This is a genomic window from Algoriphagus lutimaris, assembly GCF_017051705.1.
Lineage (GTDB): Bacteria > Bacteroidota > Bacteroidia > Cytophagales > Cyclobacteriaceae > Algoriphagus > Algoriphagus lutimaris.
This window is the reverse complement of record NZ_JAFIDJ010000002.1, coordinates 1489660-1504771: the sequence shown is the minus strand read 5'-3', so window position 1 is coordinate 1504771 and position 15112 is coordinate 1489660. Positions and strand designations below refer to the sequence as shown.

General features: G+C 38.1%; 11 protein-coding genes. 5 read left to right on the top strand and 6 right to left on the bottom strand.

Going from position 1 to position 15112, the window contains the following annotated elements; genetic code table 11:
* The first annotated feature begins 1 nt into the window (after nucleotide 1).
* From JYB62_RS17130 to JYB62_RS17115, 4 genes are all read left to right on the top strand, one after another.
* On the top strand, nucleotides 2-517 hold the full coding sequence (locus JYB62_RS17130) for a Crp/Fnr family transcriptional regulator (RefSeq protein WP_205646576.1): 516 nt from the start codon (nucleotides 2-4) through the stop codon (nucleotides 515-517).
* Nucleotides 518-664: 147 nt separating this feature from the next.
* Complete coding sequence (gene mdh / locus JYB62_RS17125; RefSeq protein ID WP_074226912.1) at nucleotides 665-1600, top strand: malate dehydrogenase; 936 nt, start codon at nucleotides 665-667, stop codon at nucleotides 1598-1600.
* 101 nt (nucleotides 1601-1701) lie between these two features.
* On the top strand, nucleotides 1702-4407 hold the full coding sequence (locus tag JYB62_RS17120) for a hypothetical protein (protein WP_205646575.1): 2706 nt from the start codon (nucleotides 1702-1704) through the stop codon (nucleotides 4405-4407).
* Between the two features lie 61 nt (nucleotides 4408-4468).
* Nucleotides 4469-6130: a mechanosensitive ion channel family protein gene (locus tag JYB62_RS17115; RefSeq protein ID WP_205646574.1), complete on the top strand. Its 1662-nt coding sequence runs from the start codon at nucleotides 4469-4471 to the stop codon at nucleotides 6128-6130.
* A 15-nt stretch (nucleotides 6131-6145) separates the two neighbouring features.
* Here the strand turns inward: JYB62_RS17115 and JYB62_RS17110 are convergent, their stop codons facing one another.
* From JYB62_RS17110 to JYB62_RS17095, 4 genes are read right to left on the bottom strand one after another with little or no spacing between them, the layout of a single operon-like run.
* Nucleotides 6146-7759 (bottom strand): hypothetical protein, encoded by a 1614-nt coding sequence (locus JYB62_RS17110; RefSeq protein ID WP_205646573.1) that lies wholly within the window; start codon nucleotides 7757-7759, stop codon nucleotides 6146-6148.
* Nucleotides 7752-8912, bottom strand: coding sequence for a DUF4249 domain-containing protein (locus JYB62_RS17105; protein WP_205646572.1), 1161 nt, complete (start codon nucleotides 8910-8912; stop codon nucleotides 7752-7754). Before JYB62_RS17105 ends, JYB62_RS17110 begins: the two co-directional genes overlap by 8 nt.
* Nucleotides 8912-11650 (bottom strand): TonB-dependent receptor, encoded by a 2739-nt coding sequence (locus JYB62_RS17100; protein ID WP_205646571.1) that lies wholly within the window; start codon nucleotides 11648-11650, stop codon nucleotides 8912-8914. The genes JYB62_RS17105 and JYB62_RS17100 overlap by 1 nt, the downstream gene beginning before the upstream one ends.
* On the bottom strand, nucleotides 11647-12327 hold the full coding sequence (locus JYB62_RS17095) for a hypothetical protein (protein ID WP_205646570.1): 681 nt from the start codon (nucleotides 12325-12327) through the stop codon (nucleotides 11647-11649). The genes JYB62_RS17100 and JYB62_RS17095 overlap by 4 nt, the downstream gene beginning before the upstream one ends.
* A gap of 151 nt (nucleotides 12328-12478) precedes the next feature.
* Here JYB62_RS17095 and JYB62_RS17090 point away from each other — a divergent pair, with 151 nt between their 5' ends.
* A complete protein-coding gene (locus JYB62_RS17090) occupies nucleotides 12479-13390 on the top strand; it encodes a sugar phosphate isomerase/epimerase family protein (RefSeq protein WP_205646569.1) in 912 nt (303 codons plus the stop codon).
* Here JYB62_RS17090 and cysM read toward each other — a convergent pair.
* Together cysM and epsC are read right to left on the bottom strand one after the other, a co-directional pair.
* Complete coding sequence (cysM, locus tag JYB62_RS17085) at nucleotides 13387-14265, bottom strand: cysteine synthase CysM (RefSeq protein WP_205646568.1); 879 nt, start codon at nucleotides 14263-14265, stop codon at nucleotides 13387-13389. The two genes, JYB62_RS17090 and cysM, sit on opposite strands and share 4 nt — an antisense overlap.
* Nucleotides 14252-15097: a serine O-acetyltransferase EpsC gene (epsC, locus tag JYB62_RS17080; RefSeq protein WP_205646567.1), complete on the bottom strand. Its 846-nt coding sequence runs from the start codon at nucleotides 15095-15097 to the stop codon at nucleotides 14252-14254. Before epsC ends, cysM begins: the two co-directional genes overlap by 14 nt.
* Nucleotides 15098-15112 lie beyond the last annotated feature (15 nt).

Genomic DNA, 15112 nt, shown 5'->3' with positions numbered 1-15112 from the left:
TATGAGAAATCCATTTTCCAAGACCTACTCTCCTGAAGATCATGAAATGTTTGATTTCCTTTCCCAGATCAAGTTTTTCGAAAGCATGAAAAACAAGGAGATGGCAAGGTTTCTACCAGCCATGCATCATCGCACCTACAAAAGGGACGAAGTAGTTTTTTTCAGTAAAGACCCCAGTCAGGCTTTATACTTGGTCAAAAGAGGGCAAATCACTTTGACCATTGACGTAAGGGATACGTTTGAAACAATCTTAGAAATCAAAAAAGGTGAGGCATTTGGAGAAAACTCCCTATTAGAAAATGCTAAAAGGACCTACACGGCGATTATTGTTTCTGAGGAAGCGGATTTGATTGTAATCCCATATTACGCGATCCAAGAAATATTTTCCAGCAACCCAAAGATCAAAGCGAAGATGATGACCTCTTTAGCTGAATATTATAATGAAAACAATCAGCGGCTTTTCAAATCCTACAGAGAATCCTTTGGATTTTTCAGCCTCCGCCAGATGTTTGAATAAGACATCTTATCTCTTTCCTCATTCATTCATCAAAAATCTGCCTTTCAAGGCAAAGTATTCACTTCCTTGTTTCTATTCCTAGGCATAGTTTAATAACTTAGCGACGCTTTTTTAAGGCAGTAATAAAAATAAAATCAATATAATCTCATGAGCAAAGTAACCGTAGTAGGGGCAGGTAACGTGGGTGCTACCTGTGCCGATGTATTGGCTTATCGCGAAATCGCAGAAGAAATAGTTCTAGTTGACATCAAAGAAGGTGTTGCTGAAGGCAAAGCCCTTGACATTTGGCAGAAAGCTCCAATCAACCAGTATGACAGCCGTACTGTAGGAAGCACAAATGATTACAGCAAAACAGCTAACTCTGATGTAGTAGTGATTACCTCTGGTCTTCCTCGTAAACCTGGAATGACTCGTGATGACTTAATCGAAACCAATGCTGGTATCGTTAAGTCTGTAACAGAAAATGTTATAAAATATTCTCCAGATGCTATCATTATTGTGGTATCCAACCCACTCGATGTGATGACCTACCAAGCTCATCTTTCTTCTAAATTACCAAGAACGAGAGTAATGGGTATGGCTGGAATTTTGGATACAGCAAGATACAGAGCATTTATTGCTTCTGAATTGAATGTTTCTCCAAAAGAAATCCAAGCAATTCTAATGGGGGGACATGGTGATACGATGGTTCCACTTCCAAGATACACCACAGTAGCTGGTATTCCAGTGACAGAATTGATCGATGCAGAGAAATTGGATGCAATTATCGAAAGAACCAAATTCGGTGGTGGTGAATTAGTGAAATTAATGGGTACTTCTGCTTGGTATGCTCCAGGTTCAGCAGCTGCTCAAATGGTAGAAGCAATCTTGAAAAATCAAAGAAGAGTATTCCCTGTTTGTATCAAACTGGAAGGCGAATATGGAATCGACGATTGCTACCTAGGTGTACCTGTTATATTAGGTAAAAATGGTATCGAGAAAGTCCTTGAACTAGATTTGAATGAGGAGGAGAAAGCATTGCTAGAGACTTCTAGAGGACATGTAAAAGAAGTAATGGAAGTTCTAAATAAGTTGGGTAAGTAATCCTACTTATTTGATAAATAGAGACCTAAGATTTTAGAGTTTGATCTCTGAATTCTTAGGTCTAATTTTTGTGATCTATTTTCTGAATCAGTCAAAGAATCGTGAAAATCTGGAAAAGCCTTCTTGTACTATTATTTGTAATCCTTTTAGCAGGAGGAGGTTTTTGGGTTTATCAACAATATTTTTCAGCCCGAAAAGTCAATAGCTTAGACCTAATCAGCCAAGATGCTGTCTTTGTGTTTGAAACCTATCAAGGGGCAGAAACATGGAATTCTCTGGTAAATGATCCTGCCTGGGGGATTTTCAAAACTTTTCCCGCTTTTGAAAAATTATCCAATCAATTAATCACCTTGGATAGTCTAACTGGTGAAAGTGGCCAAATTGCCAAACTGGTACAAAAAGAACAACTATCTATTAGTCTTCATGCTACTGGCATAGAAAACTTCGAACTACTATATACCTTAAATTTAAGTCCTGCAAAAACCTCGGGGCTTCTCGAGGACTTTAAATCCAAAATTCCAGAGGGCTCAAGATTCCAATCCAGGATGTATTCTGACCAGGAAGTGGTGGAGTATTACGACCGGGAAAATAACCGTGTTTGGTCAATAGCCATTTTAGGAGATTTGGTGGCATTTTCTTCCTCTTCCTTTCTGGTAGAGCAAGCTATTAGGTATTACCTAAATGAAAACCAGGAAGGTTTTTCAAAATTAATCCTAAACACCGAACTAGATCGAAACTTACCTGGAAGACTTTTATTATCGGGAAAAGGAATAGCCTCCTTGCTAAAAGGAGTGGCAGGAGATAGAGAAAATCAAGCCATTGCTAATTTAGAACTTATAAATGCGGCCTTGGCTTTAAATCTCTCTTTTAAGGAGGGTCTACTTGAGTTTACTGGACCAGTTTTTTACCCTGACCCTATAAATTTTACGCCTTCTATTCGGGCCAACCTTACAGCGATAGAGTCTCTGATTTCAAACAGGACGCTTTCTTTAACTCAATACAACCTTGAAAGTATTTTTGAAACTCAAAAAATAGAAAACCGGGCATTCCCATTTAGATCCACACTAGTTGGAGAAATCCAAAGAACAATGACGGACCGAGGTTTTTTTGATAATTTTTCCGGCGAACTTTATTTACTGGATTTAGAGAAGTTTGGCGGGTCTGACCAAAATCTAGCTTTACTTGCAAGAACTGTGGATGCAGATCCAGCCTTATCCCTTCTTAAGGAATTTCAAAAATCTGAAAGTGAAGAAAATTCCGACTTCTATTTAGACTATGAAATCTTATTTGTTCCTGAAGAAGAGTTTCCTGCTCACCTTTTTCAAGGCAAATTTCATGGTTTTGGCCAGACATTTATCACCTCAGTCAATGACATCTTAATCTTTGCAAATTCTCAGCAAGCAATGAAATTGATACTGGATGATTTCACTTCCAACAACACTTGGAGAAATTCTTCCAACGCACCTGCTGCCAAATCAGAATTAAATTCAGCTTCTGGATTTTCAAGAATTTACCTGATCGATGAGATTTGGTCCAAATGGACGAAATACGCGAATCCTTCTTGGAGCTCTTTTCTACAAAGATACAACAGCAGCTTCCGTTCCTTTCCTTGGATTTCACTTCGTATCAACAAACTCCCTGATAGAACTGAAGCTACTTTAAGGTTCCCCTACAAGAGCGATTATACTCCTGAAATCAAACAATCAGGCGCCATTAGTTTACAGCCTAATAAAAGTATTGTACTCGATCAAAAACTAATCTACGGCCCTACTACCGTCATTAATTACCAAGACAATACGCAAGATATTTTAGTCCAAGATGAGAATAATGTCATGCATCTATTCAACGAAATCGGTGAAGAAGTCTATTCTTATCCTTTAGACGGGCCCATTGTTTCGGATATTTTTCAGGTAGATTATTATAAGAATGGAAAACTTCAGATTCTTTTAGCTACTAAAAACAAAATTTATGGAATAGACCGCCTGGGCAATCTACTTCCCCGCTATCCATTTAGCCTCGGCAATCAGTGGATCACTCATCTAAATTTGGTAGACTACTCTAATACCAAAGAGTATCGCTATTTTATAAGTACAGAAGAGGGAAATCTTTTCCTTTTAGATAAAACCGGTCAACAATTAGATGGCTGGGACCCATTACCTATCCAGGAAAAAACCACAGAACCCCCGGCTCATTATAGAATCCCAGGAAAAGGTGATTATATGGCTGCACTCAGTGAAAAAGGAAACCTGTTTATTTTCAATAGAAGAGGTGAAAAACAGGCAGGTAGCCCAGTGAAACTTGGTGATGCTATTAAATCACGAGGAATTGTTTGGAGAGATCCAAGTTCAAGATCTTTCAAATTCGTCACTGTTACCTCCAACGGAGAAATAATCCATACCAATTTTGATGGAGAAATTGGCTATAGAAACCAACTGATAAAAGATGATCGGGACAGTGAATTCATGTTGATTCCAGACCAAAAGGAAAATGATTTTATCTTTATTTCCAGACAATACAATGAAGTTATCGTTCTTGATAAATCCGAAAATAAATTAATGAATATTAGAGTTTCTGGTGATGACTTAATTTACCAATACTTTGATTTTGGATCAGATAGACAGATTTTTGCCTTGACTGACCTCACTCAAGAATTCTGTTATTTATATGATATGGAAGGTAATCTAATGACTACCATGCCACTGGAAAGTAGCAATTCTGTTCAAATCACTTACCAATCTTCAAAAGGCCAATACCAGATACGAACAATCAGTGGATCCAATATCACAGAATTTTTACTTTCAGATTAAGCTCTTTTGAAAAGCTTGGGCTAGGATTAATGAATGGCTAACTTGCAAAAAATCTCAAAATATGTTTAAAAAGTATTTCTTGTTACTCTGGCTATGTTTATTGGCATCCACTTATTCATTTGGCCAGTTAATAACAGAGCAAAAAGATTTGATGGAAATTTCCGATGAGGTGAATTTGAGTTCCCCTTATCACACGACATTGACTTTTTTTTACAATTTAGAAGAGGAGAACTTTCATCCGGATAAGGCCGCCAAAACCTTTAATTTGAAAGGTACTGAATCCTTAAACGGAGATCAACTTAGCGTGAAGCTGAAGCAGATTTTTGAAGGGAAAGGAGTAATCATCAGGACTAGCACCATCCCTAATGAGCAAAACTATAGGGACACTTTATCAGGTTCAGACCAGATCTTTTACTTTGACAGAACAAAACTACCAGGGGTCTTTTTAGAAAAAATAGGCAATCAATGGATGTTTTCCTCCTTCACTGTCGGACAAATCAATAGCCTGCACAGAGAAACTTATCCATATGGAACCGCTAAATTATTAGACTTATTACCCAAAATTGGGAATGAAGAATATTTAGGATTTCACCTTTGGCAATTGGTCGGATTCCTGATCTTAATATTCTTGGTATTTCTTAGCCATTTGGTATTTACTTTTTTGGTTGATAAAGGACTATTGTATGTTCTCAAGCGTCTGGGATATGGTTACATCGGAGAAAACTACCTTCTGCCCATCGCCCGAATCACCAGTTTTTATTTTATTGTGCTCTTATTGGCGCTGTTCCTTCCTGTATTGCAGTTGCCCACAGAAATATGGGCTTGGATTATTGTGATTATCAATACCCTAAAACCTCTCTTAATCACGGTTATTTTCTACAAAATAGTGGATGTAATCGCAGCCTACTTTTCAAAACTGGCAGAAAGAACTGAGTCTACCCTAGATGATCAATTAGTACCCTTGATCAGAAAGACGCTCAAGGCCTTCGTGATAATCATTGGTACCCTATTCGTATTAAAAGAAGGACTCAACCTTGATATCATTCCTTTCCTAACAGGACTTTCTATAGGTGGTGTGGCCATTGCTTTGGCAGCCCAGGATACCATAAAGAACTTCTTTGGTTCGGTAATGATCTTTTTGGATAGGCCTTTTCAGGTAGGTGATTGGATTACCTCAGGTGACTTGGATGGAACGGTAGAAGAAGTCGGATTCAGGTCTACGCGAGTAAGAACCTTCCGTAACTCCGTCATGTATATCCCCAATGGTAAAATAGCAGATGCAACGATTGACAACCATGGTTTACGCCAGTATAGACGTTTCTATACGACTATAACAATTACCTATGATACCCCTCCTGAATTGGTAGAGGAATTTGTGAAAGGACTTCGCTCCATCGTCACCTCTCACCCGAGAACAAGAAAAGACACCTTTCATGTATATTTCAACAACTTGTCTTCTTATAGTTTGGACATCATGTTTTACATTTTCTTTGAGGTTCCGACATGGGCCGAGGAATTGGAATGCAGACATGAAGTATTGATTCAGATCATGAAGCTTGCAGAAACCTTGGAAGTAAGGTTTGCATTCCCTACTCAAACAGTTCATATGGAAACCTTCCCGGAGAAAAAGAGTCTTTCGCCAGAATACGATTCAGACATCAAGACTTACCAAGCAAAACTCGGTCAGTTCATGCAGCAGGAGTTGAAGAAAAAAGAGAATTAAATTCAATTCGGCCGATCATTTTACTTCGATCACTTTCGTATAAGTGCCCTGATCGGTCTTGATGGTAACCAGAAAACTTCCTTTCAATTCAGGAATAACTATTTCTACTTCATTCTTGGAGCTAGATAGTTGAGGAATTTCAGTCCAATAAAGGATGGTCCTCCAATCCATCATTTCATCTGTTTCTCTGGAAGGTTCAAACAAACTGGTAGCTAAAGTTATTCTAGGCTGAATCCCCGCATAGTCCAACAAAATCCCATTCGTTGGGATCGGGAAACCTCCAAAATCATTCTTATAGGAATAAAAACTCATCACCCCAGGAAATTCCTCTTCATTCAAATAAAAGGTCCTAGATAAAATTGCCAATGTTTTAAAACCTTTTGGATCGAAAGCGGCTAGTTGATCAGAATCAAAAACCGGCATCGCATCCACCAACATGAGTGGGTTGGATTCAAAAGCAAAACTCTTGATCTCATTAATCGATCTAAATTCTTTCTTTTTTTGAACAGTTTTAACTGAGATTTCAGGAATATATTCTTTTACAATCGTCTCCACCGTTTCAAATCGGGTATAATCGTCCAACTGATACACCCGATCCTCCACAAAGCCAGTTACTACCGGTGCATCTGAAGAATTAAACTCATGCACAAAATACCCCTCAACTTGGCCTCCTTTTAGCAATTCCTTTAAGTAGGGTTCATCTGAGGGAGTAATTTCCAAGACGGGAAACTCAAAGCTTTTCTTGAAATGAGTCTTTGGAGCTGGAGATACAATAGTGAAATCCAGTAAACTCTTATTTCCATTGGCTTGAGCTACCAAATAATTCCAGTTTCGCACCCCTCCTGCATCAAAAAACATCGTTCCATCTGGATCTGGTCTATCTGTAAACAAAGCAGATTTGTCCCCATGTACAGAGATATAATAGAGCTGAGTAGTATCTACTTGATCCGGTTGTACTTTGGCTTCAATAATATGCCCAAAAAGCTCTGGAACCATCACTTTTTGCTCCAGGGATTCATATACCTCAGAGGACTTTAATTGATGTTGGATGGATAAAAATGGATTAACCACCGCAACACTCAACTCTCTTACGTTTTCATTGCCTTTTAACTTGACAGAAATTTTGCTCCCAGAACTAAACTCATTGGATGAGATGCTTACCAGGTCATCGCTTTTAGGTTGAAATACCGTAGTTTCCGTTCTTTTCTCCACCACTCCAGAAGGAGCTAATCTATTAAACACTGTAATCAACTGTTGAGACATCCCCGAGTCTAAGTCCTGATAGGGACTAATTCTTGTAAAAACCCTTAGTAAATAATGATCAGAAGGTAAATTTTGAGGGAGCTTCAAAAAATTAAAACTTGCTCCATTCTCCAAAGGCATCTTCGCTATTGCCACAGATTCATTATATCGGTTGAGCAATTCCGCATAAATAATTTGAGACTCTACCTCTTCATTTCCTTGCTCTACTTTACTAGATACCCAAATCCTTTCTCCTCCGAAGTAAATGTTTTTTGGAATCGAAAAATGAACCTGTTCTCTTCCTGATTGGGCATAAGTCTTTATAGCTCCTAAAGCGACCCATAACACCACAATAATCCCTAATTTGAATATTTTCAACTTATTCATCCCAAAAATCCGGCTTAACATTGGTTCCTCTCAAGGTGCAATCGGTACATCTTCGTTCTGCTTTTCTAAAACCTATTGGATCATAACAATTTTCACAAAAAATTGGAATTGCAGGTGTATATCCTCCTGACATAAAAGCTGACTCATATTCTTCAACTAGAATCGTGTCCTGCTCTGCTATACACCCAAAATACTCAGGGACATCTATTCTAGGCCATGGTAGGATTTCTTGAAACCCAATAAACAATCTTCTTTGCTTAACAGTACCTAAACTTAAATATCCTACTACTGGGGCATTTGGGTTTTGATCATTCTTGATATTCCCTCCTATATTGGAAGGCAAAGGGCTAAATATTGATCCCAAATCATCTGTATTTTTTCTCATGATTTCCCAAAAATCCGAAGCTCCCTTATCCAAGGCCTTTTGCGAAATCAAGATGCTATACCTCACTGTTAATCGTTCGTCTCCCGTCGGAATCTTATTAATGGTTTGTCTAAACACAAACTGATCTTCAAATCGGGAAGAAATTTCCAAAATCAAATCAGCATTACTCAACTCCCTATAGCATAAATCTGTTCTCAAATCATTGGTTGCCAGTACCACGGTTTTCAAATCAGGGTCGTATCGATAAGCAGTAGGGATTTTTGAGCGGAAAGCATAAGTCTCCTCAAAAGTCCATAGAAAATTATCCGCATTCTCATCCCCTTTGGTAGTGAGGTATACCTCAACCCCCTCTTCATATTTCTCAAACCCCACATCAATAATCTCAGGAGTCAAAATCGGTTTGATCCATTCAGAAGAATAACTATTCCCGTCTGTAGTAAAGATTTTCAGTCTATAATTCCCTTCTTCAGGAATGTCATAGGCAAATTCAAAAGTCCCCTCTCCCAAGGAGCCTAAAGGGAACTGCTCTCCCTCCTCCGATTCTAAAAACACCTCTCCGGAAGGAAAGCTGATTTGATTAGAATCTTCATCCGAATGGATATTTCGAGTGTAACTTAATTTCAACAAGCTAGGCAATCCTTCAGTATCCAAATATCCCTCTACCACCAAAACCTTGATATCGGTAGGCTCAATTTCAGGATCATAGGGTTCTCTACACCCCGCCATGAGCAGTAATAAAACCAGGATTATGTGGATATTTCTTTTCATCAAAACCTAAAATTATAAGTGATAAATGGAATTGGTTTTGCGAAAATAGAGAGTTGATATCCCCTCAATTTCCCACCTTCTGGTACATAATACACCGAATACGGATTACTTCTTCCTAGCAGATTATACACCCCAAATGACCAAGAGGCGTGTGCCAGTTTCTTTACTTTATGGTTCCCCTCCAAATTGACTGAGAAATCCATCCTGAAATAGTCAGGTATTCTATAGGCATTTCTTTCTGAGAAATAAACCCGTTCTGATCCTGCGTAATCAAATTTAGAAATTGGCAAGGTGATCGGTCTTCCCGTACTATAATTCAGATTCAAGGAAGTATTAATCCTTTTACTTAACTCATAATTTGCTACTAAAACCAAATGATGAGGTTGATCAAAATTGCTGGAATAAAACTCTCCATTATTTATTTTCTCCACATTGGGTTCATCAGAAGTCTTTAACAATGACCTAGCATAGGTATAAGCCAATGTTCCTTTTAGAACTCCTGTGTTTTTCTTTAAAAGAAACTCTACCCCATAAGCCTTACCCTTGGAATTCAAGACGTCCTGTTCTACAGAATGATTAAGAACGATTTTAGCACCAGACCTATAATCCAGTAAATTATTCATATATCTATAGTATACTTCTGTGGAGAATTCCAGCTTGTTGTTAAGTAGATTTCTATAATAGCCCACAGAGGCCTGACCTCCTGTTTGTGGCTTAATATAAGGATCACTTAATTTCCAGGAGTCTGTCGGCGATATAGCCGAAGAATTGGACAGTAAATGAATATTTTGTCTCATGGTATTAAACCCAAGCTTAATAGATGATCTGTTGTCCAGAATATACCTTGCCGAAATCCGAAACTCAGGACCATGGTATGTTTTCACACTTTTACCTCTTTCATAGGTCTTTTCCCCAATCACATTGCTTTCAGTGATAGGTGCATCTTCAACATATTCATTGATGCTTAAAGGCCCAAGCAGCTGATAGAACATGTACCTTCCACCATAACTCACTGAAAGCTTTTCATTAACTGTAAATTCATCTCCAAAATATACGGAAATCTCTCTTGCATTCTCCTCTTCCAATTCATCTAATAAGACTATAGACTCTTCTCCATAAGGCTGATTGATTCCTGGATTAATTGAGTACTGAATCGCATGGATACCATATTTTAAAATATGGCTTTCATTCCTTCTAGACTCGAAGTCTGCCCTCATATACAATTGATTGATATCGAAACTATAATCAAAGGAGTTTAAAGGATTGTCTTGCCCAATAATTCCAAAATTGTATTGATCTGTACCTATCGTAAATCGACCTTCTAAATGGTCATTAAAAAAATGTCTCCATCCTAGAGAAAGGTTTAAATTCTGATAGAAATAGGTAGTATCTGGGTCAAACCTAAAATCATCTTTACTGATATACCCTGTGAATTCAATAAAATTCTTATCGTTTATTTCGTGCTGAATATTGGCATTGATATCATAGAAAGAAATTTTGCTATCGTTGAAATCGGCTTCGTCTTCCAAAAATTTCAGTGCCCAATCAGAATATGTTGTTCTACCCCCGAGGATAAAGGTAGTTTTCTCATCAATTGGCCCCTCCAAGCTTAATCTACTGGTCATTATTCCAATCCCTCCAGAGCCACCAATTTTATCTTTTCTACCATATTTGGGATCTACTTGCAGGACGGAAGAAAGCCTCCCTCCATAGTTTACAGGAATGGAGCCTTTGTATAATTCCACTCCTGACACGACATCAGCATTGAATGCAGAAAAGAATCCAAATGCATGAGTAGGATTAAAAATCGTTGAATTCCCATAGAGTATTAGATTTTGGTCTGCAGCTCCTCCACGAACATTAAAACCGGTGGTAGCTTCTCCTACCGTATTTACCCCCGGCAAAGTTAACACCCCTCTCAATACATCTACTTCTCCCATCACAGCTGGTAAACGCTTGACATCCGCAATACTGATGGATTGAACTCCCATATCTAATTTATTGATATTGGATAACGCTCCTGAGCTAACTATCACTTCATCCAAGGACAGAATGGTTTCTTCAATACTCATATTTAACACACCATCCCCTTTGAGGTCAATCTGTCTTTGCTCTTGAAATCCTCCAATATTTTGTACCCATATGGTATGCCGACCTTTTGGCAAAGTAAGTCGGTACTTCCCATTTCTATCTGTGGCAACCTGTGTGAAATCAATTTTTTCTAAAACAATCGCCCCGTTCATAGGATTACCAGATTCAATACTTGTCACTACACCTGAAAGTGTAGCAGTACTAGATTCAGGATTATCAGTAGCTTTTCCAATTACAAATAATTTGTTCTTATCAAATTCTCCTAAAGAATCACCTGCATTGGCTAAAAGATCCTGCCTGGCCTGAATGTTAAAGTATTCGCTCGGAAAATCTATCAATAACCTGCTACCTTTTGTCACCCAAATTCTGTTTGAACGATCAATGGAATAGGTTAGTCCGGTATTCAAAAAAACCTCATCAAGCACCAACCGTACCTCTGTATCGGAAACCTGAAGGTTAATTTGGATATCTGCCACATCTACCTTCTTATAATAAAATGTATAGGGAGTCTCAGCTTGAACTTTCTCTACAAATGCATCGAAGGACATCCCCAAATACATTCCTGTCAATCTTACAGTTTGATTTGTTTGGGACTGGACATTCCATGAAATAAAAAGTATCAAAAGGGTAAAATAGATTTTCTTCATTTAAGCAATCCATTAAAACCTTCTGACTTATTTTCTCTAAAGTTCGCCAACTCAAGAATGTATCGTTCCTTTTCCAGGGCAAAAAACAAGTCCTTTGCTTTCATATACTTTTTCACTTCTTTCTTTTGAAGTCCTAGACTTTGTATGGCTTGTTTTTTCTTTCTAATAGGTACAAAATCATCTTTGTACCAATAAAAATATTCCTGATCTTCCACGTATTTATAAGGATATTTCCCTACTTCTCTAGTGGGTTCTACAGTTTTATAATGTTTGATGAGCACTTTTACCCTACCGTCTTTCAGAACTTGATAAAACCCATTCCTATGATAGGTGTACTTTTCATTTCCCTCAAACCTTCTAAAAATATGATTTTGGTCTAATTGAAACTCCTGAATCTTTTCAGCTTTGATCAATATTTTTTGTTTGTAAATAGGGTGAAAAGTCACTAATTCATCTGCCATCTCATCATAGAGCAGCTGAACATCCTTATAGTTGATTTGATTGATGGATAATACTCCCTCTTCAAAATTCCTTCTTTCAAAATAAGGATGCCCTTCGTAATTCAATGGTGATTCTCCATACTGCCCACCAGTAATCAATTCTTGGAAATAGGGTAATTGCTCTTTATACAATGAAATAAATGATTGGGTCTGAGCAGAAATTTTTGCAGCCCACATAAAAAGTAAGACTAATGGAATAAAAAATTTTATTTTTAGCATAACATCATTACGATACTAAATCCAATTAGATTCTATTTTGTAAGGAATCTAATAGACGGTAAAAAGGAAAGATAAACGGATTAATTAAAGAATTATAGATAAGCCTAAAATGAATAGACGAAATCTTCTTAAAACCTTGGCGCTTGCACCCGCAGTTCTATCCACCACTGCAACTCATGCTAAACCCGATAAAATCAAAAAAACAACATTTAATTATTGTTTAAACACGAGTACCATTCGAGGACAAAAATTAAGTTTAAAAGAAACAATTGAAACCTCTGCAAGGGCAGGCTTTGAAGGTATAGAAATATGGATTTCAGATATTGAAGGTTATTTGAAAGAAGGAAATAGTCTTGCCTCTTTAAATTCCCTACTAAAAGACTCTAAACAAATCGCCTTTAATGCCATTGGCTTTGCTCCATGGATGGCTCAGGATGCCGAAAAATCCAAACAAGGGTTTCTTCAAATGGAGAAAGAAATGAATATGCTTTCTGAGCTCGGATGTACTAGAGTGGCTGCTCCTGCTATAGGTGCTGAGGGAACCATTGATGTACAAGAGTCTGCAGAAAAATATGCTCAATTAATTGAATTGGGAAGGAAAACAGGAGTCATGCCCCAGCTAGAATTCTGGGGAGCATTCGGCCCCTTTCATAACTTAAGCCAATGCCTTTCTGTAGCCGCAGCGGCAAATGATTCTGATGCTAAAATCTTACCTGATGTGTATCACTTGTACAGAGGAGGGTCTGGCTATAATGGATTAAAATTACTTGGTCCGGATGCTTTTGACATTATCCATGTCAATGACATTCCTTCTGGAAAAGCAAGGGAAGAATTGCAAGATAAAGACCGAGTGTATCCCGGAGATGGAATAGCTCCTTATTCCGAAATTTATTCCACATTAAATTCGATGGGGGGTACCAAAATTCTTTCCTTGGAGCTATTCAACCCCACCTATTATCAACAGGATGCTTTGCTTGTTGCTAAAATAGGATTAGAGAAAACCAAAAAAATCTTTGGTTAACCAAACAAGTCCGAGCTAAGATAACGATCTCCTCGGTCACAAGTAATACAAACGATTACTCCTTCTTCCAAGGTTTTAGCAAGTTCGATAGCGGCGTGTAATGCGCCACCGCTACTCATCCCTGCTAAGACCCCTTCTTCCTTAGCCATTCTTCTGGTCATTTCAGTAGCTTGATCTTGACTTACATCGATAACCTGATCCACTCTGGAGGAATCAAATATGGCAGGCAAAAATTCTGGAGACCATCTTCTGATGCCCGGTATACTAGATCCATCTGTAGGTTGGGTCCCAACAATTTGTATCTTGGGATTTTGTTCTTTTAAATACATGGAGACTCCCATGATAGTACCAGTAGTTCCCATTGCTGAAACAAAATGGGTGATTTCTCCCTTGGTATCCTTCCAAATTTCTGGCCCAGTGGTTTTATAATGTGCTAGATAATTATCCTTGTTCCCAAATTGATTGAGCATATAATATCCTTCCTCAGCACTCATTTTTTCTGCTAGTGTTCTAGAATACTCAATAGTTTGGGCAGCAGGTGTCAAAATCACACGTGCCCCATAAGCTTCCATGGAAAGTACTCGTTCCCGTGTGGAGTTATCAGGCATAATCAAAGTCATATCCAGTCCCATCACTTTGGCAATCATTGCTAAAGCAATCCCAGTATTTCCACTTGTTGCTTCCACCAGCTTATCTCCTTTTTTGATATCTTCTCGATCCAAAGCCGATTTTATCATATTGTAAGCCGCACGATCCTTCACGCTTCCTCCTGGGTTTTGTCCCTCCAGCTTACATAAAATTTTCACTTTGGGGTTAGTCGGAATAGCCTGAAGCTCTATTAAAGGGGTGTTTCCTACTAATTCAAATAACTTCATTGTTATCATTTTTGAAGACATACATATCTGTCACCTCTCTGCCAGTATGGTACATCTGTGTCTGATAATATACTTTACTTCCCGCAGGAACGCTTTTAGTAAGCCACACATTTCCACCAATCACACTATTTGCTCCAATAATAGTTTTCCCTCCCAAAATTGTGGCTCCTGAATAAATAATCACATGATCTTCGATGGTGGGATGCCTTTTCTTATCAGCATCTTCTTTATTTACGCTCAAGGCTCCCAGAGTTACCCCTTGGTAAATTTTCACATGATCACCAATAATGGTAGTTTCACCTATTACCACTCCTGTACCATGGTCAATACAGAAGTGTTGCCCAATGGTAGCACCTGGGTGAATTTCAATCCCTGTTTTGCTATGGGCATACTCAGTAATCATCCTAGGTATTAAGGAAACACCTAATTTGTGTAAAAGATTAGCAATTCTATAAGCTGCTATGGCATAAAAACCAGGGTAACTTCTCAATATTTCCGTTCTGGATTTTGCCGCAGGGTCTCCCACGTAAATAGCATCTACATCTTCATGGAGATAATCATAAACAGTATTCAAACCTCTAAAAAAATCATGTGCTATCATATCACCATCTCCTGAATGCAAATTATTGTTTCTAGATAAAATGGAGGCCAATGACCTTTCTAGAATAGAAAATTTGGCAGCGATTTCGATCTTTTCCTTGAACCTAGTGTGGGCGAACTCTGGAAACAAAAGGCCTAATAAATCCTTGAAAAACTCTTGAATTGCTTTAGGAGATGGACAATCAGAGCACTTTTTATTAGCCTCGAAAATTTTTGAAATGAAGGAATCCATAGAATGTGATTTAGC